Genomic DNA, 22505 nt, shown 5'->3' on the forward strand with positions numbered 1-22505 from the left:
TTCTGTCGGCCGATTGCAGCCAGTAATCTGGCCATCAGACGCAATAACAAGGAAATCTTCAATGATAAGATTCATTCCCAAGCTGCTGGTTGCCGCTGTAAGTTTTGCCTCGATGGAAGCCATGGCCGCTGCCGATCTGGTGTTGCTCAATGGCAAGATTTTCACTGCCGACCGCACGCAACCGAAGGTCCAGGCGCTTGCCGTGGGACAGGGCAAAGTGCTGCAAGTCGGCACCGATGCACAGATCAAGGCGCTGATCGAGACCGCCACCCAAGTTATCGATCTGCAAGGTAAAGCCCTGATGCCGGGGCTGGTCGACAGCCATTCCCACGCCATTTTCGGCGGGCTGGAAATGGTCTCGGCGAACATGGCTGACGAAATCGTCAGTCTCGACGAACTGCAAAACCGCCTGCGTGGCTGGCGCGAAGACGGCAAGGCAAAACACGGCGATGTGCTGAGCATTGCCGGCATGAGTTCGGTGTACTGGGCGCAGGCCGAAGCCTTGGGCAAAACCTTCAACAGCGGCGAATGGGCCGACGTGCCGGTGGTGTTCGTCGGCAGCGATCACCACACCGCGTGGGCCAACAACGTCATGCTCAAACGCGCCGGCATCGACGCCGCGCTGCTGCAATCCTTGCCAGAGGCCGAGAAGGACACCATTGGCAAACTGGCCAACGGCGAGCCCAACGGCTTTGTGGTCGACGCTGGCTGGGATCGGGTCGCCTCGAAGATGCCGGTGCCAAGCCCTGCCGACATGCTCAGCGCCGCCAAATCAGCCGTGCGCTACAACAACAGTCTGGGCATCACGGCATGGATGGACCCGGCGGCCAACGCCGCACCGGGTGAAGCAGTGTTCGCTCTCAAACCCACCGAGAAGTCCGTCGGTGTGCTGCCGGCCTACAAGGCACTGGCCGAAAGTGGCGAGATGAGCGTGCATGTCGCCGCGCTGCTGGTCGCCAATCCGAAAAGTGTTCCGGCCGATCTTGATACGCTGGACAAGGTGCGCCAGCAGTTTCAAGGCATACCCAACCTGACCCTGCCAGGGGTGAAGATTTTCGCCGACGGCGTGATCGAATTTCCGGCGCAAAGCGCGGCGATGATTGACCCCTACAGCAACTCGCACAAACAGGGCGAATTGCTCATCGATCCGCAGCACTTCGGCGAACTGGTCAGCGCCATCGACCAGCGCGGCTGGCGGGTACACATCCACGCCATCGGTGACCGTGCGGTGCGCGAAGCGCTCAACGGCATCGCCCAGGCGCGCAAGGATCGCCAGAGCGGCATCAGCCACTCGATCACTCACCTGCAGATGGTCAACCCGAAAGAATTCGCCCGCTTCAAGCCGCTTGGGGTCATCGCCTCGATGCAACTGCTCTGGGCCAGCGCCGACGACTACACCACCGAGATGATCAAGCCCTACGTCAGCGCCCTCGCCTTTCGCTATCAATACCCGGCGCACTCACTGCTCAAGCAGGGCGCGACGATTGCCGGCGCCAGTGACTGGCCGGTCTCATCACCGAACCCGTTCAACGCCATGGCCCAGGCGATCACTCGTGTCGGCCCGCTGGGCGTGCTCAATGCCGACGAGCGCCTGGACCGCGAAACCCTGTTTTATGCCTACACCGCCAACGCCGCGCGAGCCATTGGCCTGGACCGGCAGATTGGCTCGCTGACCCCGGGCAAGCAGGCGGACTTCATTGTTCTGGATCGCGATGTGTTCAGCGTCGATGACAAAGCCCTGCACGACACCCAGGTGTTGCAGACCTGGTTTGCCGGTCGCAAGGTCTACACCGCCGCTCAATAACAACACCATCGCCCTTTGTAGGAGTGAGCCTGCTCGCGATAGCGGTGTATCAGATGTCGATGTGTTGTCTGACACACCGCTATCGCGAGCAGGCTCACTCCTACAGGGACTTTTGGGGCGGCTGAGATTGCATTCCCGCCCCAGTTTTCATACTGCCCAACAATAATCACAACATCGGGACTTCACATGAAAGCCTTGCCCCTGTTCGCCCTGAGTTTCTTCAGCGTGCTGCCGTTGAGCAGCCACGCGATCGCGTTGAACGACGATTTCGCCGTGCTGGTGGATCTGACCCTCGCCAGTGATTACCGCACGCGCGGCATTTCGCAAACCCAAAATGACCCTGCCGCGCAGGCCGGCCTGACCCTGGCGCACAGCAGCGGTCTGTATCTGGGCGCGTGGAGTTCCAACGTCGATTTCGGCGGTGGCCTGAAGACCCGTCAGGAAGTCGATTACTACGCCGGTTGGCTATGGCAGGCGAGCGAGGATGTCAGTCTGGACCTGGGCTATCTCAAGTATGCCTACCCCAGGGAAAGCCAGTTCAACCAGAGCGAGGTCTACGCGATTTTCGGCGCGTACGGCGTCAGCGTGGCGGCGTACTACTCCAGCGATGCGCCGGGCATCGATAGCCAGCAGAACTCGCTCTACACCTACGTCAGTTATGAAACGCCATTGCCTTTCGATTCGGCGTTGGCACTGCGTTACGGCCGTATGGATTTCAAGGACCCGTACCTGTATTCGGCGTCCGGGCAGGCGCAGGACAGTTATCGGGAATGGGAGGTCAAAGTCACCCACAACCTGGCCGGCGTGGTGCTGGGCCTCAGCTATATCGACACTGACCTCTCGCAAACGCAATGCCTGAGCAACTGGGGCTTCAAAGACGTCTGCGCCGCGACCGTCGTCGCCAGCGTCAGCAAATCTTTCTGATAACCGCTCCCACAGGGGATTTATGATTCGGCTCGATATGCGGGGTTCACCGCGAAAAACTGTGGGAGCGAGCCTGCTCGCGAAGGCGGTGTGTCAGTCACCGAAGTATTGACTGACGGAATGCTTTCGCGAGCAGGCTCGCTCCCACAGGGGGTCGTGGTCTATTCAGCGTTTGAGGATCTGGTCCATGACCCAGTCGGTTTTGACGGCTTGCTCGGCCACGGCGGGATGGCGGGATTCGCCACGAATGTGCGCATTCATCCCGAGCACGTGATGCCATTGAATATGCTCATGATGAGCAATCTCCAGACTGATCTGCTCATCGGCAAACAAGTGCAGCGGATGCTCGTCAAACACCGAAAAGCCAATCCGCCCCTGGCTGCCGATGATTTCGACGCGGTCTTCGCGCCGGTCCGCAACGAAATTCCAGCAGCCCATGCCCAGTGCTCCCGAAGCAAACCGCCAACTGGCACTGACCGCATCTTCCGCCGCATACAGACCCGCTTGCCGTGCGGTGAAACCGGCGACTTCAACGATGTCGCCGAGCAAATACTGGAACAAGTCCAAACCATGGCTGGCCAGATCGGCGAAATAACCACCGCCCGCCACCGCCGGATCGGTGCGCCAATTGTCACGGCCCTCCAGATCCACCGGCGACGGCGCTTTGGTCAGTGTCCAGCTCAGGTGGCGGACCTCGCCGATACGCCCTTCCTCCAGCCACTGGCGCACTTGCGCGAAGCGCGGTAGCGAGCGGCGGTAATAGCTGACAAACAAATGCAGACCGGCAGCGGCAAACGCCTGCAGCATCTCGCGGCTCTGCCCGGCATTGAGCGCCATGGGTTTTTCCACGCAGCAATGCTTGCCGGCGGCGGCGACTTTCAGGCTGTAGGCGTGGTGGCTGTCGGGTGGTGTGGCGATGTACACCGCGTCCACCTGCGGATCGTTGATCAGCGCATCGACCTCGGTGTACACCCGTTCGATGCCGTGACGCGCGGCGTAATCGCTCACCGCTTCCAGGCGACGGCCCATCACCGCCACCAGCGCCGAACCGGGCGCCTTGTAAAAGGCCGGCCCACTCTTGCGTTCCGCCACGCTGCCACAACCGATCATGCCCCAGCGCACCACGTTCATGCCCCAGTCCTCAGCCGATGCGCAGAGCGCGCAGATCGAGGTGACCGTCCTTGAGCGGCGGGCACCAGTAATAGCCGCCGGTAATCGGTCGGCTGATGCGATACAGGCCATCGGTGATGCCGTCTTCCAGACCGCTCATGCGCCGCAGTTGCGCTTCGAAGGCATCCAGCGAGAAGCCGAAAGCCAGGAACATCAAACCCGCGCGATCACCTTCGATCCATGGCATCGAACGGCGCACGACAAACGCCTCCGGCGCGAAGCTTTCCTGGGCGGTACGTTTGACGTGAGCGGAGATTGGCGCGTCGTCGATTTCTTCGTTATCGCTCAAGCGACGGCCCATGATGTCGTCCTTGGCACTAGCGGATAACCGATGGAAACCCTTGAGGTCGTGCTGCCACTGCTGGATGGCGGCGAAGCTGCCGCCGATCAATCCATCAGCACCAGTGCTTTGCAGCGCGGCGGCAATGGCGGCGTCATCGTGCGGGTTTTCCGTGCCGTCTTCGTAACCGGTGAGATCGTGGCCGTCCATGTGGCGGAAGGCTTCCTGCACCTGCACCAGGCGCAAGGCCGGGGCCAGCGCGGCTTCGAAGGCATTGCAGCGGTTGAGCAGTTCACCGCGGTCGACGCCGTGCAGCCAGACCCACAGCGCGTGCTGGGTCGACGGGTTGTTCACGCCAACGCCAGTCATTGCCGGGAAACTGCGCAGGCCGTCGATTTCCACATCCAGCGCCTTGGTCAACGACTCACCAAAACCGACCACCGCCGACTTGCCATCCACCAGCATCAGCAGGTTGTCGATCGCTTGCGGCAAGGCTTCAACCGACGCCAGGGCGAAAAACAGATGACGTGCTTGCGCAGGAACAGGGGTGGCGAGAATGCCCGGCTGGTAGTAACTCATGTGAACTCCTTGAAAAAGTGCGCGGAGTTTACCTGTAGCCGGATGGTTTGTGTGGGTTCCGATAGCGGCCATGAGGCCATCGTATCAGCGCTCGCTGACTTCGGTCAGCGCGCTCAATGCCAACGCATTGGCGGTGGCTGCGCCACTGGCGGTGTTATCGAAGATGCACCAAGTGTCTTTGCCCGCGCCGCTCGCGCTTCGCAGGACCTGAGCAAGACGCTGGAGATAAGCCGAGTCATAGGCGCTGTGATAAATACGCGGCGAGCCGTGCAGGCGCCAATATTGCAGGCCTAGCCAGCCGCCCGGCGCCGCGTCGGTGCTGATCCGCGACGGATCGACCACCGCCCGGGCAATCTGCAAATCCTGCAACAGCGCCTCGGCGCCGGTCCACGATTCGTGTCGCGGCTCCAGCACCACGGCGCCCTGGAAACGTTCGCGCAAGACGCGAAAAAACGCCTCGGCAGCGGGCGCGTCGAACGCCAGTTTCGGCGGCAATTGCAGCAGCAGACAGCCCAGTTTTTCACCCAGACCTTCGCACTGTCCGAGAAACTCATCAAGCGCAGCCGCGCTGCCCGCCAGACGCTGCTCATGGCTGATGAGCTTGGGTACTTTGACTGCGAAGCGAAAGCCTGGCGGAACCGAATCGGCCCAACGCTCATAGGTCTGCCGACGATGCGGGCGATAGAACGAACTGTTGATTTCCACACAGTTGAAACGCGCCGCATAGCGTTGCAGATGCGTGCCTTCCTCCGGGAAGGCCGGCCAGTGCTCGCGGCCAAGGCTTGAGCCCGCGCAACCGATGAAAATCGCTGGTTCGTTCAAGCGCCTGGCATCATTTCTTGCGCGGCAGCACGGCGCCAAGCACCTGCTTGGCCGTTTGCACGATCACCCCCGCCTCGTCCGGATCGCCTTTGAGCAAGGTCGTGGCGAATGCCTTTGCCTGCTCCAGCTTGATGTGCGGTGGCAACGGCGGCACGTTCGGGTCGGTCTTGAACTCGATCAGCACGGGCACATCCGAGGCCAGTGCCTGCTCCCAGGCCGCCGCCACGTCTTCTTCGCGATCGACAAAGATGCCCTTGAGGCCGATGGAAATGGCGAACAGGTGATAAGGCACATCGGGGATGCTTTGTGACGCCTCGAACTTCGGATCGCCCTCCATCACCCGCTGTTCCCAGGTCACCTGGTTGAGGTCCTCGTTGTTGAACACTGCGCAGATCCATTTCGGGCTCGCCCATTGCCGCCAGTATTTGGCGACGGTGATCAGCTCGGCCATGTTGTTCATCTGCATCGCGCCGTCGCCGACCAGGGCAATCACCGGGCGTTCCGGAAAAGCGAATTTGGCCGCGATCGCATAGGGCACCGCAGCGCCCATCGAGGCCAGGCCACCGGACAGCGAGCATTTCATCCCGCGGCGGATTTTCAAGTCACGGGCGTACCAGTTGGCGCAGGAGCCGGAGTCGCTGGTGATGATCGCCTGATCGGGCAAGCGCGGTGACAGCTCGAACACCACGCGTTGCGGATTGATCGGCTTGGCCTTGACCATGGCGCGCTTTTCCAGGGTTTTCTCCCAGGTGCTGCGCCAGCCCTCGACTTTTTTGCGCCACTTGTTTGAGGTTTTCTGCTCGAGCAAAGGCAACAGCGCGGCGAGGGTTTCGGCTGAATCGCCGACCAGATTGACCTCCATCGGATAACGCAGGCTGAGCATGTCCGGTTGCAAATCGATCTGCACCCCACGCGCCTGGCCTTCCTTGGGCAGGAATTCGGAATAGGGAAAGCCCGAGCCGACCATCAGCAAGGTGTCGCATTCGCTCATCAGCTTGTAGCTGGGTTCGGTGCCGAGCAGGCCGATGCTGCCGGTGACCCACGGCAGATCGTCGGGCAACGCGGCTTTGCCGAGCAAAGCCTTGGCGACGCCGGCACCGAGTTTTTCCGCCACGGCGATCACCTGGTCGGTCGCTTCCAGCGCCCCGGCACCGACCAGAATTGCGACTTTCTCGCCGCGGTTGAGGACCTCGGCGGCGCGCTGCAAATCGGCGTCGTAAGGCACGACTTTCGGCTTGCTGTAGCCGACGCCGGAGTGCGCGGTGCCGTGAGCGCGGGGTGGTTGTTCGTAAGGCAGATCCTGCAAATCGTTGGGCAGGATCAGCGCAGTAACGCGGCGCTCGCCCACAGCCGTGCGCACGGCGCGGTCGAGCAGATGGCGCACCTGTGCCGGCGCCGAAGCCTGCTGCACGAACGCGCCGGCGACGTCCTTGAACATCGACACCAAGTCCAGTTCCTGCTGGTAATGACTGCCCAGCGCCGTGCGCGCCTGCTGACCGACAATGGCCAACACCGGCATGTGATCCATGCGCGCATCGTAAAGACCAGTGATCAGGTGTGAAGCGCCGGGGCCGGAGGTGGCGATACACACGCCCAGCTCACCGGTGAATTTGGCGTGCGCCGAGGCCATGAACGCGGCCATTTCCTCATGTCGCGCCTGTACGAATTCGATCTTGCCTTTCGCCCGGGCCATGGCGCCGAAGACGCCATTGATACCGTCGCCCGGATATCCAAAAATCCGCGTCACGCCCCATTCGCTGAGCCGCTCGACCAGAAAATCCCCTACCGTCATCGTCATCTCGATCCTCGCCTTTCACCGCTGCATGGATGTGTAAGGGTCTGGACAGTGAGGTGCGCGGCGAAGTTTCGATGGATTGCACCCGGGCCGGAATTGCCCAGGGCGCCAGGGCAGCCATTGACGAATTTATTGAGGCGAGCACCCTGTCCTGCGGTCGATTGATGAATGATCGGAGGATTCGTCATGACTGAAGTACAAACCTTGTTGCTCGAACGCAACGACTGGGTGCCAAACAATCCGCGTCTGCCGGTGTTGATCTATCGCAACGCGATTGCCATCGAGGGCGACGATCCGGCGGTGCGCTTCGAGCAGGTTTTCAGCGCCAATGGCTGGCCGCCGCAGTGGCGCTACGGGATTTATGATTATCACCACTACCACACTGAAGGCCATGAGGTGCTCGGCGTGGCGGCAGGCAAAGCGCGGTTGATGCTGGGCGGGCCCGATGGCCACGCGGTCGAGGTCAACGCCGGAGATGCGCTGTTACTGCCGGTCGGGACCGGGCATTGCAACCTGTGGTCGAGCGAAGATTTCCTGGTGGTGGGGGCGTATCCGCCGGGGCAGCAAGCGGATATTTGCCGGGATGCGCCGAGTGAAGAGCAGTTGGCGCGTATTGCGAAGCTTGCATTTCCTGAGACTGATCCGGTGCAAGGAAACGGTGGCGCGTTAGCCCAATACTGGCATTGATGGTTCAACACATAACCCTGTAGGAGTGAGCCTGCTCGCGATAGCGGTGTACCAGTCAATACATTATTTGCCTGACACACCGCTATCGCGAGCAGGCGAAGGCCTACAAGGGGGTTTGGGTTGACAGGGAAATCTGTGGGGGGTGGCATGGGCGGGCATTTTTCCCTACGGTGTCTACCTACGCCATCCCAGCATCGACGAGGTCCGTTTCATGAGCAAAACGTCTTACGTTCCGCCCAAGGTCTGGAAACACGAAGCCCCTTCCGGCGGCCATTTCGCCAGCATCAACCGCCCGGTCGCCGGGCCGACCCATGACAAGCCATTGCCGGTCGGCAAGCACCCGTTGCAACTGTATTCGCTGGCCACGCCCAACGGCGTCAAAGTCACCATCCTGCTTGAAGAACTGCTCGCGCTCGGGCACAGCGGGGCCGAGTACGACGCGTGGCTGATCCGCATTGGCGAAGGCGACCAGTTCTCCAGCGGCTTCGTCGAGATCAATCCGAATTCAAAGATCCCCGCACTGCTCGATCGCAGCGTCGAACCGCCGATCCGGGTGTTCGAGTCCGGTTCGATCCTGCTGTATCTGGCGGAAAAATTCGGCGCCCTGCTACCCAGGGATCCGGCCGGGCGCACCGAAACCCTCAACTGGCTGTTCTGGCAAATGGGCTCGGCGCCGTATCTGGGCGGCGGTTTCGGGCATTTCTATGCCTACGCGCCGGAGAAGCTCGAATACCCGATCAACCGCTTCACCATGGAAGCCAAGCGGCAGCTGGACGTACTGAATCGCCGTCTCGCCGATAACCGTTACCTGGCCGGCGACAGCTACACCATCGCCGATATCGCGGTCTGGCCGTGGTACGGGCAACTGGTGCGCAACAATGTGTATTCGGCGGCGGAGTTTCTGGCAGCGCATGAATACACCCACGTGCAGCGCTGGGCGGAAGAAATCGCCCAGCGGCCGGCAGTTAGTCGCGGACAGCGGGTGAATCGTACCTGGGGCGATGAAGAGAGTCAGGTGCCGGAGCGGCATCAGGCGCAGGATCTAGACTGAGACCGAAAACCGCATAACCCTGTGGGAGCGAGCTTGCTCGCGAAAGCGGAGTATCAGACAACGCATCTGTTGAATGACACACCGCGTTCGCGAGCAGGCTCGCTTCAAGTGTCGAGCGGCGTTTGCGGCGTATCCGGATTGAGCTGGCGGCGGCGAAACTGCCCGGGCGGCTGACCATGGATCTGGCGAAAACGGCGCGAGAAATACGCCTCGTCGGCAAACCCGCACAAGCGCGCGACCTCGCCCACCGAGCGCGTGCTGTTGAGCAGAAAATTGCGTGCGGCGTGCATGCGCCGCTCCAGCACCAGTTCGGTGAATGTCTTGCCGATTTCCTTGCGCAGCCAGTGCGTCAGGTAAGTCGGTGACAGATACGTCGCGGCAGCGACCTTGATCAGGTTGAGATCGGGATCGGCGATGTTCTTGCGCAAGTATTCGAACATCCGGCTCAGAGCGTCACGACGGCTGTTCTCCGCAGCATTCTCCTCCGCCAGACGCTTGAGTGGTTCGGCGTAGAGAAAACACACGCTGCCAATCAGTTGCAGCAACAAGCCCTTGAGCATTTCCCGCGTGCCGAACTGACGGTTCTCATCGAGGGCGCGCATCTGCTCGATCAGGCCGCAGACCTGAGCGAAATCTTCGTCGCCAAGGATGAAGTCCAGATGCTCCTGAAAGCGGAACGGCGACAGCTCCGGCGCCAACAGGATCGAGACCTCTTCCAGATCCATCGGGTCGCACTGCAAATGCGGCAACAGAAAGGTCTGGGAAAAGTTGATCACGATGAAATTGCTGTCCGCCGGATGCGGAATGACGTGTACGCGATGGGGCAGGATGAAGGCCAGAGTGTTACGCGGGAATGGCCGTTGCACGCTGCCGATGTGCTGAACGGTGTCGCCACCGAGGTTGATCTGAATTTGAAAATACTCATGGCGGTGAGGACTGGTCTCGGCGCGCCGGCCCCTTTTGTCGCGAATATAGAAATCGGTCAATTCGCTGCGTTGCTGCATGACGTAGGTCGGGATACGGCTGAGTGACGACATGGGTGGGGAGTCCTCCGGGCAGTGAGGTGGCGTCTGTCATCTTGCAGGGTTGGGCTGAGGGCGGCAACAAGTCATACGATGACATCAACGCTCGGCAACTATTTCCCCTGCTGAGTGGCAATGCGCGTGTCCAAAAACAAGATTCTTTTTAATTCCTGACAGGTCCTTATTAATCAAACAGTTATCACTGTTTAGCAGGTCGGACCGCCAACGATATTCAGATTTATGTTTTTGGACAGGTTAGCCAAAGTTGTTTCCCTCAAGAAAAAACGTTCTAACACCTCGGTTGATTTAGCGATGTTGTACGACCACTGTAATGACCAACGCAGCCCAACCTCTTTCAAAAACAATCAAAGGTGCGCACGTCATGATCCTGCTATTCCCCCTCGCCACCCCTCTCGACCTCACCTTGATGACAGTCGCAGACCGACGTTGTTGAACGTCTGAAGCCTGCGCTTCAGCCACGCCCGCTTCACGTTCGATTGCCCTGCCCGCCATCTACGGGCAACGGCGTCGGCTGCTCGAAAAATCTCGACTCTTCTAACAATAACGAGGTCTTTGCATGTCCAACTCTCATTCCTCCAGTGCCACCGTGCCGCCGGTGATTGCCGGTTCACGCGATGCCGTCTCGGCACAGCGGCTGCCAACCCGGCGGCGCTGGTTCATGCTGTCGTTGTTGCTGATTGCGACGATCATCAATTACATCGACCGTGTGAACATCTCGATTGCCGCGCCCTTCATGGCCAAGGATCTTGGCCTGGACAAGATCGAGATGGGCCTGATCTTTTCCGCCTTCGCCTGGACCTACGCCCTGGCGCTGGTGCCGGCCGGCTTCATCGCCGACCGTTTCGGCTCGCGCTTTACCTACGGCGTTTCGCTGATCAGTTGGTCGACCGTCACCGTCTGCCAGGGTTTCGCCACCGGGTTTGCCTCGCTGTTCGGCCTGCGCCTGGCCGTCGGCGCCATGGAAGCTCCGGCCTTTCCGGCCAACAGTCGTGCGGTCACTGTGTGGTTTCCGGCGCGAGAACGCGGGCTGGCCAGCAGCATCTACGTCTGCGGCCAATACCTGGGCACGGCGCTGTTCACCGGCGCACTGCTCTGGCTGGCGACCACTTTCGACTGGCGCCATGTGTTCTACAGTACCGGCGCACTCGGCATCGTGTTCGGTGTGTTGTGGCTGTATCTGTATCGCGATCCGTTGAACTGCAAAAAAGTCAGCCAGGCAGAATTGCAGTACATCGAAACCGGCGGCGGTCTGGTCAAGAGCAGCCAGGAACGCACCCGCTTCAACTGGCGGCAGGTTGCCGAACTGTTCAGCTATCGGCAGGTCTGGGCGATCTGCATCGGCAAGTTCGCCAGCACCTCGGCGCTGTACTTTTTCCTGACCTGGTTCCCGACCTACCTGATCGAAGAACGCAAGCTGACCATGATCAAGGCCGGGATCTTCGCCGTGCTGCCATTCGTGGGCGCCACGGTGGGGATTTTGCTGGCCGGCATCGTCTCGGATCTGCTGATCCGTCGCGGCTATTCGATGTCCTTCGCACGCAAGCTGCCACTGGTGGTCGGTTCGATGCTGGGCATGTCCATCGTGCTGGTGAACTTCACCGATTCGAACCTGATCTGCATCGCCGTGCTGACCATCGCCTTCTTCGCCCAGGGCATCGCCTCCTCGTCGTGGGCCGCGGTGTCGGAAGTGGCGCCCAAAGAGCTGATCGGACTGACCGGCGGCGTCACCAGCCTGGCCGCGAACATTGGCGGCATCGTCACCCCGATCGTAATCGGCGCCATTGTCCATGCCACCGGCACCTTCGCTTATGCCTTCTGGTTCATCGGCGGTGTGGCGCTGATCGGCACCCTCTCCTACTCGTTGCTGCTCGGACGCTTGTACCGCATCGAGCTGAAAGTGCGCTAAGGCGAAAAAACCCATTTTCTCCAAACGCAGGCGGCTTTCGTCCAACTTCGCCGACGCCAGCCGCCGTACGCTGCTACTTCAAACAGGATGACCCGCAGGATGAACATGACCGAATACGTCTTTACCCCGGATCTGCCCGTGACCTTGCCTGTGCTCGGCACTGAACAACGCTTCCCCGTCGCCCGGGTGTTTTGCGTCGGCCGCAACTACCCGTGGCCGGACAGCCAGGGCCAGTCGCGCCAGCCACCGGTGTTCTTCATGAAACCGGCAAGCTGTGTAGTCGATGCCGTCGGCGACGTGGCCTTCCCCACGCTGTGCGAGGACTTCGTTCACGAAATCGAACTGGTGGTGGCCATCGGCGAAGGCGGCGCCAACATTCCCGAGGAACAGGCGCTGGCCTACGTCTGGGGCTACGCCGCCGGCCTCGACCTGACCCGCCGTGATGTGCAGCGCGCCGCCAAAAGCAACGGCTTGCCGTGGGAAGGCGCCAAGGTGTTCGACGGTGCCGCGCCAATGACCGCCGTCGTTCCGGTAAGCCGCTCTGGCCATCCCGAGGGTGAGTTATGGCTGAACGTTAATGGTGCAGAACGCCAGCGCGACAACCTCGACAGCCAGATCTGGTCAGTCAGTGAAGTGATCAGCCGCATCTCGCAATCCGTGGCACTGCGCGCCGGCGACCTGATCATGACCGGCAGCCCGGCGGGCGTCGATGGGCTGCAACCAGGCGATGTGATCAACGCCGGCATCGACGGCATCGGCCAACTGGAAATGCGCGTCGGCCCACGGACCTGATCCGTCGGCCTTTGAAAACAGGAGAACAATAAAATGACCACCCCTTTGAAAGTCGCGTTGGTGACCGGAGCCGGCAGTGGCATTGGCCGCGCCGTGGCCCTGGGCCTGATGGCCGACGGCTTCACTCTGGTGCTTGCCGGACGCCGGCCCGAGCCGTTGCAGGCGCTGGTTGAACTGGCGCTAAGCCAAGGGCATCAAGCCTTGGCGGTGCCCACCGACGTGCGCGACCCGGCCAGTGTCGACGTCCTGTTCGCAACGATTGCCGAGGTCTATGGCCGCCTCGACGTGGTCTTCAACAACGCCGGGGTCAACGCACCCGCCGTGCCGCTGGATGAACTGACGTTCGAGCAGTGGCGCAACGTGATCGATACCAACCTGAACGGGGTGTTCCTCTGCGCTCGCGGCGCCTTCGGGATAATGCGCAAGCAGCAGCCACAGGGCGGACGGATCATCAATAACGGTTCGATTTCTGCGCACACCCCCCGCCCGTTCAGCAGCGCCTATACCGCCAGCAAACACGCCGTACTGGGCTTGACCAAATCCCTGGCGCTCGACGGTCGCGAATTCAACATCGCCTGCAGCCAGATCGACATCGGCAATGCCCTGACGGAAATGTCGGTACGCATGACCCAAGGCGTGCGCCAGGCCAACGGCAGCATCGCCGTGGAGCCAATGGTCGACGTCAAACACGTCGCCGACGCCGTGCGCTACATCGCCGGCCTGCCGCTGTCGGCCAACGTTCTGAACATGACCGTCATGGCCAGCGCCATGCCGTTTGCCGGCCGCGGTTGAACCGGCCTTTTTATTGCGTAACGAGGTAGCCATGAAGCCAGAAATCCTGCAACTGAGCCCGATTCTGATCCCCGAAATCAATACGCGCCTTGACGAACTGTTCACCGTGCGTCGCTACTTCCAGCAAGCGGACAAGCCCGCGTATATAGAAGAACACGGCGCCAACATTCGCGGCGTCATCACCGGCGGACACACCGGCATCAGCCAGGCGCTGATGGCGCAACTGCCGAACCTGGAAGTGGTCGCGGTCAACGGCGTCGGCACCGACGCCGTTGACCTGGCCTACGCCCGCGACCGCGGCATCCGCGTCACCGCCACCATCGGCGCCCTCACCGAAGACGTCGCCGACCTCGCTATCGGCCTGCTGATCTCGGTGTGCCGCGGCCTGTGCACCAGTGATCGTTACGTGCGCTCCGGCCAATGGCCGCACAGCCCGACACCGCTGGCCCCGCTGCCCCTGGCCCGCCAGGTATCGGGCATGCGCATCGGCATCGTCGGCATGGGCCGCGTCGGCCGCGCCATCGCCGTACGCGCGGCCGCCTTCGGTTGCCCGATCAGCTACACCGACCTGCAACCGATGAGCGACGTACCGCACACCTTCGTCGCCGACCTCAAGCAACTGGCGCGCGACAGCGATGCGCTGATCCTCGCCGCTGCGGCTGACAAGGGCGAAGCGATCATCGATGCGCAAGTGCTGCATGCGTTGGGCAAGGACGGTTATCTGATCAACGTGGCGCGGGGCAAACTGGTGAACGAAGCCGATCTGGTTGCGGCGCTTTCTGCCGGCGAAATTGCCGGGGCCGCGCTGGATGTTTTTGTCGATGAACCAAACGTGCCGCAAGTGTTGTTTGGCAACGAACAGGTGGTGCTGCAACCGCATCGGGCCAGCGCCACGTTGCAGACCCGCACGCGGATGGGGGAAATGGTGGTGGCGAGTCTGGTAGATACGTTTGCGGGGAAAGTGCCGGTTGGGTGTGTGACGGGGTGAATGCGTAATGGAGCGCCGTTCACGATTGCGGCACAGACCGCCTTCGCGAGCAGGCTCGCTCCCACAGGTTACGCGGCGTGATCGGGAAATCGCCAGCACCCAAAGTCCAATGTAGGAGTGAGCCTGCTCGCGATGGCGGCGGGTCAGTCAGCGATACGTTGTCTGGTATGACCCTATCGCGAGCAGGCTCACTCCTACAGTTTGGAGCGGTGTACATCTGCAAGAGACAGGTCGGCTGTCAGGCCGCCTTCGCGAGCAAGCCCGCTCCCACAAAAGAGCAAAAGCAAATCAAACCGCTTTTGCTTCTCACCACTCAACACAATGAGCGTTAGCTCGAGTAAGGCTCTTGATCTTGATGCACGGCGCCCGTCGGAAGGCTGAGCGGAGGGATTGATCCGGGCGTGGGAGCGCAGCGACCGTACGACGAAGTCGTACACAGCGAGAGGAGGTGCAGCGAAGCAAACCGGAGACGCTGCGCCCGGATCGATCCCGCAGCGAAGGCACCCCGAGCCACAGCGAGGGGCCGCACGTCAGGGCAAAAGGCCTTTGGTTACTTTGGGCCCCCAAAGTCACCCGCCGTAAGGGCGGAACCCTAAGCAGCCGTTACCGCAGCAACGGATACACCCCCCAAACCACCCAAAACCTGGTCGGCCCAAAGGCCGCCAAGTCCAAAAAAAAGCCCCACAACCAACAACCGGTGTGGGGCAAAAAAATTGGTTGGTTGCGGCCAACCAAAGGAGCTCTGTCAAAAACCCATCCAGGCGCTCAGATCAAATGCAATCCTGAGCCGCCCGCTCAAAACTCGACGGCAACAAATTCGACGCCAGCAAATGCCGCTCATAAATAAACACCTTGCCGCCCTTCCCGTCTTTATAAGCCTCAAGCACGTTATCCGCCGCGACCTTGCTCGGCACCACAATCCGATAACTACGCTGACTCTGCGAAACCGTTGGATGCAACGCACTGCCCTGCAACTTTGGCACCACGCATTCGGCGTACTGCGCCGGTGTCTTGCTGGTCTGCAACGTCAGGGTCGGATCGTTCGGCGCAGAGGCGCAGCCAGCAAGCAGCAACGAAGCAAAAGCCATCACAGGCACAAATAAAGGACGCATCGGGGTAATCCTGAAAAATAAAGGTTCGGTTCAACCGGCAACGGTCCAGCCTCACGGAGCCGCCGTTGCCATTTACGTTTTAGTGATCAGCTCGACGCCACCAGCGCTTTGAGCGACACATCGAATTGCTTCAAGGCGTCAAGTTGCAGGTCACGTTGCTGATTGATCCGCGCAGCGATCTGCGGCGCCGCCTGGTCATGCACCCAGACCGAGGGCAGTTGTTGCTCGATCGCCCCTTCAGCCTTGCCGATGTATTGCAGGTCAGCGTCGTAGAACCGCGCGGAAAACCGCGCCTCGACCAGACTGTTGCGCTGCGTCAGCAGACGGTTGAACGTATCAAGCTTGACCACGATGTCCGGATGCGCCTGCACCAATGCATCGAGATTGTCGTAGACGGTCACCGAGACAAACTGCTGCTGCAACGAACTGAGCAACCAATCCATGGCCAGTTCCGGGTCGGAGCTGCCGACAAAGGCCTCACGAATCCGCGAATCCAGTGCGTCTTTCGCGCCGTTCAGCGCCATGTCGTGGTAACGCTCCAGGTATTGCAGATTCTGCAGAGTGTTCTCGCTCAACAGCACACCCACGGTCTGCGTGTGCCGCAACGTCGACGCACTGGCGGCGATGGGCTGCAAGTGGCACGACTTGGCGGCGTCTGCGTAAGCCGGTGCAGTGGCAACCACCCCGCCCATCAGCAGGGCGATCAAAGCCAGTCGTGTCAGCGTCTTCATCGCGCATTTCCTTGAGCTGCGTATTCGATGGAGGCGATTTTCCGCCTGTTGCCGGCAAAGCAGAACTTGCGTTTCTTGATGGTCACTATTACTTCTAGCAATAGTTGCCTGCCGAACAGACTGAGGCACACTCACAACAAGCAGAAAAATCAACCGAGGATCTCGCCTTGAGAACGTTCGACCTGATCCGTGACGCCGTACTGCCTGACTTCCGCGACCGCGTGGCGGAGTACCTGGTCCAGTACGAAACCGTCCTGCTGGACAAAAACACCCGCGATCCGCAGCTCGTCAAAGACACCGCCCATCAATTGCGCGGCTACCTGCGCGGGCTGAACACCACCCGCGTGCTGGGCATGGCGTACTGGGAAGAGCTGGATCGCCGCGTCGTCGATACCTGGCTGACGCCCGCCTGACCGCACTCTTCTACTTCAGGATGACCACGCTCATGTCCAGCCTCGACATTCCCCTGCAAGACCTCGCCGCCCCCGAAGGCGTTTGCTACGGCTGCGGCGGCCGCAATCCGCACGGCCTGCACGTCAAAAGCCGCTGGGACGACGACGGCGTCCACGTCATCGCCGAACATCTGCCCGACGCCCGTTACTGCGGCTGGCCAGATCTGGTCTACGGCGGGTTGATCGCCATGCTCGTCGACTGTCATTCGAACTGGACAGCCATGGCCTGGCACTACCGCGCCGAACACCGCGAAGCCGGCAGCCTGCCGCGCATCGACTGCGTCACCGGCAACCTTGGGATCAAGTTCATCAAGCCGACGCCGATGGGCGTGCCGCTGATTCTGCGCGCGCGTGTCGAAGGTGATGTCGGGCGCAAGACGCGGGTGATTTGCGAGGTGTATGCGGGGGAAGTGCTGACGGCGGTGGGCGATTCGGTGTTTGTGCGGGTGGATACGGGGCAATTGGCAGATGCGGCGCATGGCCGTTAGCCGGGCTGCGGCGCTACCCCTGTGGCGAGGGAGCTTGCTCCCTCGCCACAGTTGACGGTCAGACCGTCACATTCGCCCGCGCCGCATGCAGCTTCTTATAGCTCTCAATCAAGCGCAGATGCCGGTCCAGCCCTTCGAGCTTCATGCTCGTCGGGGTCAAGCCGTAAAACCGCACGCTGCCGTTGACCGAACCAATCGCCGCATCCATACGCTCGTCACCGAACATCCGGCGGAAGTTGGCTTCGTAATCTTCCAGTTGCAGATCCTCGTCCAGTTCCATCTCCAGCACGACGTTGACGGCTTGATAGAACAAGCCGCGCTCAACCGTGTTGTCGTTGTACTGCAGGAACGCCTCAACCAAGTCCTTGGCTTCGTCAAACTTCTGCAAGGCGAGGTAGATCAGCAAACGCAGTTCCAGAATCGTCAATTTGCCCCACGGCGTGTTGTCGTCGAACTCGACGCCGATCAGCGTGGTGATGTCGGTGTAATCGTCCTGCTCGCTGCGTTCCAGACCCTGGACGAGGTTGCGCAGGCCGACTTTGCTGAGGTTGTGCAGATTAAGGATGTCGGCGCGAAATTGCAGGGCTTTGTTGGTGTTGTCCCAGATCAGGTCTTCGACCGGGTAGATCTCCGAGTAATCCGGCACGAGAATGCGGCATGCCTTGGCGCCGATGTGCTCGTAGACCGCCATGTAGACTTCTTTACCCATGTCTTCGAGGATGCCGAACAGGGTCGCGGCTTCTTCGGCATTGGAGTTTTCGCCTTGGCCTGAGAAGTCCCACTCGACGAATTCGAAGTCCGCTTTGGCGCTGAAGAAACGCCACGACACCACACCACTGGAATCGATGAAGTGCTCGACGAAGTTGTTCGGCTCGGTGACGGCCTGACCGGAGAAAGTCGGTTGTGGCAAGTCGTTCAAACCTTCGAAACTGCGGCCCTGCAACAGTTCGGTGAGGCTGCGCTCCAGGGCGACTTCCAGGCTCGGGTGGGCGCCGAACGAGGCGAAGACGCCGCCGGTGCGCGGGTTCATCAGGGTTACGCACATCACCGGGAATTCACCGCCCAGCGAGGCGTCCTTGACCAGTACCGGGAAGCCCTGCTCTTCAAGGCCTTTGATGCCGGCGAGAATGCTCGGGTATTTCTCCAGCACTTCCTGCGGTACGTCCGGCAGGGCCATTTCGCCTTCGAGGATTTCGCGCTTGACCGCACGTTCGAAGATTTCCGACAAACACTGCACCTGCGCTTCGGCCAACGTGTTGCCGGCGCTCATGCCGTTGCTCAGGTAGAGGTTTTCGATCAGATTCGACGGGAAGTACACCACTTCACCGTCCGACTGGCGCACGAACGGCAGCGAGCAGATGCCGCGCTGGGTGTTGCCCGAGTTGGTGTCGAACAGGTGCGAGCCACGCAGTTCGCCGTCGCGGTTGTAAATGCCGAGCGTGTAGTCGTCAAGGATTTCGCTTGGCAATTCGTCCTTCGGCCCCGGTTTGAACCATTTTTCGTCCGGGTAATGGACGAATTCGGCGTTGGCGATTTCCTCGCCCCAGAACTGGTCGTTGTAGAAGAAGTTGCAGTTCAGGCGCTCGATGAACTCGCCCAGCGCCGAGGCCAACGCGCCTTCCTTGGTGGCGCCCTTGCCGTTGGAGAAGCACATCGGCGAATGCGCATCGCGAATATGCAACGACCAGACGTTAGGCACGATGTTGCGCCACGAGGCGATTTCGATCTTCATCCCGAGGTCGGCAAGAATCCCCGACATGTTGGCGATGGTCTGCTCCAGCGGCAGGTCCTTGCCGGCGATGAAGGTGCCCCCCTGCGAACCGGAGTGCGGCATCAGCAGCGCCTGGGCGTCGGCGTCGAGGTTGTCGACTTCTTCGATGATGAACTCGGGGCCGGTCTGCACCACCTTCTTCACGGTGCAACGGTCGATCGAACGCAGGATGCCCTGGCGATCCTTGTCGGAGATATCGGCGGGCAATTCGACCTGGATCTTGAAAATCTGGTTGTAGCGGTTTTCCGGGTCGACGATGTTGTTTTGCGACAGGCGAATATTCTCTGTCGGGATGTTGCGGGTATCGCAGTACAACTTGACGAAGTAAGCCGCGCACAAGGCCGACGACGCGAGGAAGTAGTCGAACGGCCCCGGCGCCGAGCCATCGCCCTTGTAACGGATGGGCTGATCGGCGATCACCGTGAAGTCGTCGAACTTGGCTTCAAGTCGAAGGTTGTCGAGAAAGTTGACCTTGATTTCCATGCGGGATTACCAGAATACGGCTAAACGAATGGCGGCCATTATCCGGTTTTTGCGCGGGAAGTCTCGCCCTTTCGGGAATGGCCGCCGGCCGGTGCCGCTGGGATTTTCGGCAAATTCGCTACACTTCGATCAATTGCAGACCACGCGATCCCGACATCAATCTGAACATTGTGCCCGCGCCATTGTTCTAGATTCAGTAGACACCGGATCAAGGACGAGCACATGGCCGATTCCGTTTCCGCGCCACCCCAGCCCAGCCCGCAACGCGCAGTCACCCGACGCCTGGCCATTGCAGTCGGCGCACTGTTCGTCGCCGGGGTCATCGCCGCCATCAGCGCCCTGCTGAGCATCGCCAGTCAGCTGGACAGCCAGGATGTCGAGCAAAACCGCTTCTATTCGGCGCGTGCCCTGGAAAATCGCATTAGCACCTCGAAGAACTACATCACCAGTTACGCCTACTGGACCACCGCCTATGAGGCACTGAGCGGGCCAGTCGACATCAACTGGGCCTACACCGAGCAGAACATGGGCAAGACCTTGTTCACCAGCGACGGTTACGACGGCGTGTTTGTGCTGGACCGCAATGCCACCAAGTACGCGGTGATACGCGGGCAAATGGTGCAAACCGATGTCTCTGCGGTGCTGCAGGTGCCCGCCGCCGCGCTGTTGGACCCAGTGCTCAGCCAGCCCGACCTGACCAAACCTGTCGCCACTTATTCGCTGTTCGAAGGCTGGCCGGCGCTGATCACTGCCGCCGCGATCATTCCCAATGACGAACGCCCGCTAGATGAGCTGAAAAATACTTCGGTGCTGGTGTTCGTCGACAAGCTGACGCCGACCAAACTGCGCAAGATCGGTAGCGGTTATGGCCTGACGAATCTGACCCTGGCCCCGGACGACACCATTGACGCCGCGCAGCCACGGGTGCCGCTCGACAGCACCGGCTACAGCCTGATCGCCGATCTGCAGCGGCCCGGCCAGCAACTGTTGTGGTCACTGGTTCCGCCACTCGGCGCAACGATGGTCGTGCTGATGCTGCTGACCGCGTACTTTTTCCGTCACGCGTTGCGCTCCTCACAATACGTCGATAACAGCATCCACGCGATGCAAGCGTCGAATCTGGCGCTTGAGGCGGCCAACCATGCGCTCGAGGCCAGTGAGGAGCGTTTCCGGGCTGTCGCCGAGGCGGCTTCGGACTGGATCTGGGAAGTCGATGGCGACTTGTCGCTGACTTACCTGTCGGCGCGTTTCAGCGAGGTCACCGGTTACCCGCAAGCCCTGTGGCTGGGCAGAGCGATCGGTGCGTTGCTGTCCTGCGACACCACGCCCCTTGAGCTGTGGCTGAAGAAACTTACCGAAGAAGCCAATAGCAGCGATCTGCGCTGCACCTATCGCGACCAGTCCGGGCAGCCCCGGCACTGCCGGCTTTCTGCCAGGCCGATCTTCGACAAGCATCGCGTCATCGGCTATCGCGGCACCGCCAGCGATATCACCGATGAAGTCGCCGCCCACGCGCAGATTCAGCACCTGTCCATGCACGATGCCCTGACCGGCCTGCCCAATCGCAATAAGCTGGCGCGCTACCTGGACGACGCATTGCAACTCAAGGAACACGCACCGGCGCTGTCGCTGCTGATGATCGATCTCGACAATTTCAAACCGATCAACGATTCCCTCGGGCACCCGGCCGGCGACGCCGTGCTGCAAGAAGTCGCCGCGCGCCTGCGCGAATGCACCCGTGAACATGACATCGTCGCCCGCCTCGGTGGCGATGAATTCGTCGTGGTGCTCAACGGCATGGACAGCCACCACGAGATCGACAAGTTCTGCACCCGCCTGATCGACAGCCTGCATCAGCCCGTCCTCTACGAACAGCATCCGCTGCACATCGGCGCCAGTGTCGGCATCGCCCTCAGCCGCCGCCACGGCTTTGTCGCCAGCGACCTGATCCGCTACGCCGACATCGCGTTGTATCAGGCCAAGTCCGACGGCAAGAACACCTGGTGCTATTTCGAAGCGCACATGAGCGACCAGATCCAGACCCGGCGGCAGATGGAGGATGATCTGCGCCGTGCGCTCAAACACAACGAGTTCGTCCTGCACTATCAGCCGCGCTACAAGGTCGATGGCAAACAGATCGTTTCGGTCGAGGCTCTGGTGCGCTGGCAACACCCGACCCAGGGTTTGCTCGGGCCGGACGTGTTTATTCCGCTGGCCGAGCAGACCGACCTGATCGTCCCGCTCGGCCGCTGGGTGCTGCGCGAGGCCTGCGAAACCGCGCTGGAGTGGCCGCAGGATGTCCTGCTTTCGGTCAATCTTTCCCCCGCGCAATTTGCCTTGAGTGACGTGGTCGAGGATGTTCGTGATGTGCTGGTGCAAACGCGTTTCCCGGCCAGTCGACTGGAACTGGAAATCACCGAAAACGTCATGCTCAACGACACCGACGGTGCGCTGACCACCATGAATTCGCTGAAAGAACTCGGCGTGCGCCTGAACATGGACGACTTCGGCACCGGTTATTCGTCCCTGGGCTACTTGCGCGCCTATCCGTTCGACGGGATCAAGATCGACAAACGTTTCATCGCCTCGATCAGCAGCGGCACCAATGACCGTGCCGTGGTGCAAGCGATCATCGGTCTGGGCAAGGCCATGGGCCTGACGGTTACCGCTGAAGGGGTCGAGACCGAAGAGCAACTGGCGATTCTCGGCAAGGATCAATGCAACGAGGTGCAGGGTTATTTCATGAGCCGGCCGATCGACAAGGCAGCCTTCGCCGACTTGTTGCGGGCTTCTCGCTTGTCAGCGGCGGGCAAAAAGGGTCGGGTGACATGACTC

The 22505-nt window shown here is 60.8% G+C and carries 19 protein-coding genes; 11 read left to right on the forward strand and 8 right to left on the reverse strand.

Annotated features, from left to right (window positions below):
- Positions 1-61: 61 nt before the first annotated feature.
- The gene (locus HU755_RS19165; RefSeq protein WP_186635475.1) at positions 62-1804 is read left to right on the forward strand and encodes an amidohydrolase; all 1743 of its coding nucleotides are present in this window, start codon (positions 62-64) and stop codon (positions 1802-1804) included.
- Between the two features lie 186 nt (positions 1805-1990).
- Complete coding sequence (locus HU755_RS19170) at positions 1991-2728, forward strand: TorF family putative porin (RefSeq protein WP_186635478.1); 738 nt, start codon at positions 1991-1993, stop codon at positions 2726-2728.
- 165 nt (positions 2729-2893) lie between these two features.
- On the opposite strand, the gene HU755_RS19175 is transcribed toward HU755_RS19170, so the two are convergent.
- The 4 genes from HU755_RS19175 to HU755_RS19190 form a co-directional block, all read right to left on the reverse strand.
- Entirely contained in the window at positions 2894-3859 is a 966-nt protein-coding gene (locus tag HU755_RS19175) for a Gfo/Idh/MocA family protein (RefSeq protein ID WP_186635481.1), read from the reverse strand.
- Between the two features lie 10 nt (positions 3860-3869).
- A complete protein-coding gene (locus tag HU755_RS19180; RefSeq protein WP_186635484.1) occupies positions 3870-4757 on the reverse strand; it encodes a Dyp-type peroxidase in 888 nt (295 codons plus the stop codon).
- A gap of 84 nt (positions 4758-4841) precedes the next feature.
- Complete coding sequence (locus HU755_RS19185) at positions 4842-5579, reverse strand: DUF72 domain-containing protein (protein WP_186635487.1); 738 nt, start codon at positions 5577-5579, stop codon at positions 4842-4844.
- Positions 5580-5589: 10 nt separating this feature from the next.
- Positions 5590-7377 (reverse strand): thiamine pyrophosphate-requiring protein, encoded by a 1788-nt coding sequence (locus HU755_RS19190; protein ID WP_186619706.1) that lies wholly within the window; start codon positions 7375-7377, stop codon positions 5590-5592.
- A 183-nt stretch (positions 7378-7560) separates the two neighbouring features.
- Here HU755_RS19190 and HU755_RS19195 point away from each other — a divergent pair, with 183 nt between their 5' ends.
- Positions 7561-8061, forward strand: coding sequence for a cupin (locus HU755_RS19195; protein WP_186635490.1), 501 nt, complete (start codon positions 7561-7563; stop codon positions 8059-8061).
- A gap of 211 nt (positions 8062-8272) precedes the next feature.
- Positions 8273-9112 carry a glutathione-dependent disulfide-bond oxidoreductase gene (gene yghU, locus HU755_RS19200; RefSeq protein WP_186635493.1) on the forward strand — a complete coding sequence of 280 codons (840 nt, stop codon included), beginning with the start codon at positions 8273-8275 and terminating at the stop codon, positions 9110-9112.
- 104 nt (positions 9113-9216) lie between these two features.
- Here the strand turns inward: yghU and HU755_RS19205 are convergent, their stop codons facing one another.
- Positions 9217-10149 (reverse strand): AraC family transcriptional regulator, encoded by a 933-nt coding sequence (locus tag HU755_RS19205; protein WP_186635496.1) that lies wholly within the window; start codon positions 10147-10149, stop codon positions 9217-9219.
- 562 nt (positions 10150-10711) lie between these two features.
- Between HU755_RS19205 and HU755_RS19210 the strand changes: the two genes are divergently transcribed.
- The 4 genes from HU755_RS19210 to HU755_RS19225 all read left to right on the forward strand — a co-directional run bounded on the left by HU755_RS19210 (position 10712) and on the right by HU755_RS19225 (position 14633).
- Positions 10712-12061 carry an MFS transporter gene (locus HU755_RS19210; protein ID WP_186635499.1) on the forward strand — a complete coding sequence of 450 codons (1350 nt, stop codon included), beginning with the start codon at positions 10712-10714 and terminating at the stop codon, positions 12059-12061.
- Positions 12062-12160: 99 nt separating this feature from the next.
- Entirely contained in the window at positions 12161-12853 is a 693-nt protein-coding gene (locus tag HU755_RS19215; protein WP_186635502.1) for a fumarylacetoacetate hydrolase family protein, read from the forward strand.
- Between the two features lie 33 nt (positions 12854-12886).
- Complete coding sequence (locus HU755_RS19220) at positions 12887-13645, forward strand: SDR family oxidoreductase (RefSeq protein ID WP_186635505.1); 759 nt, start codon at positions 12887-12889, stop codon at positions 13643-13645.
- Positions 13646-13676: 31 nt separating this feature from the next.
- On the forward strand, positions 13677-14633 hold the full coding sequence (locus HU755_RS19225; protein ID WP_186635508.1) for a 2-hydroxyacid dehydrogenase: 957 nt from the start codon (positions 13677-13679) through the stop codon (positions 14631-14633).
- Positions 14634-15403: 770 nt separating this feature from the next.
- On the opposite strand, the gene HU755_RS19230 is transcribed toward HU755_RS19225, so the two are convergent.
- Positions 15404-15745 carry a hypothetical protein gene (locus tag HU755_RS19230; protein ID WP_186635511.1) on the reverse strand — a complete coding sequence of 114 codons (342 nt, stop codon included), beginning with the start codon at positions 15743-15745 and terminating at the stop codon, positions 15404-15406.
- 86 nt (positions 15746-15831) lie between these two features.
- On the reverse strand, positions 15832-16476 hold the full coding sequence (locus HU755_RS19235) for a class II glutamine amidotransferase (RefSeq protein WP_186635514.1): 645 nt from the start codon (positions 16474-16476) through the stop codon (positions 15832-15834).
- Between the two features lie 167 nt (positions 16477-16643).
- Between HU755_RS19235 and HU755_RS19240 the strand changes: the two genes are divergently transcribed.
- Entirely contained in the window at positions 16644-16889 is a 246-nt protein-coding gene (locus tag HU755_RS19240; RefSeq protein WP_186546676.1) for a hypothetical protein, read from the forward strand.
- 32 nt (positions 16890-16921) lie between these two features.
- Complete coding sequence (locus HU755_RS19245; protein WP_186546677.1) at positions 16922-17416, forward strand: PaaI family thioesterase; 495 nt, start codon at positions 16922-16924, stop codon at positions 17414-17416.
- A 58-nt stretch (positions 17417-17474) separates the two neighbouring features.
- On the opposite strand, the gene HU755_RS19250 is transcribed toward HU755_RS19245, so the two are convergent.
- Entirely contained in the window at positions 17475-19670 is a 2196-nt protein-coding gene (locus HU755_RS19250; protein WP_186635517.1) for an OsmC domain/YcaO domain-containing protein, read from the reverse strand.
- 222 nt (positions 19671-19892) lie between these two features.
- Between HU755_RS19250 and HU755_RS19255 the strand changes: the two genes are divergently transcribed.
- A complete protein-coding gene (locus HU755_RS19255) occupies positions 19893-22502 on the forward strand; it encodes an EAL domain-containing protein (RefSeq protein ID WP_186635520.1) in 2610 nt (869 codons plus the stop codon).
- The last annotated feature ends 3 nt before the right edge of the window (positions 22503-22505 follow it).

Origin of the sequence: Pseudomonas sp. SWRI111 (genome assembly GCF_014268555.1) — a bacterium.
Lineage (GTDB): Bacteria > Pseudomonadota > Gammaproteobacteria > Pseudomonadales > Pseudomonadaceae > Aquipseudomonas > Aquipseudomonas hamedanensis.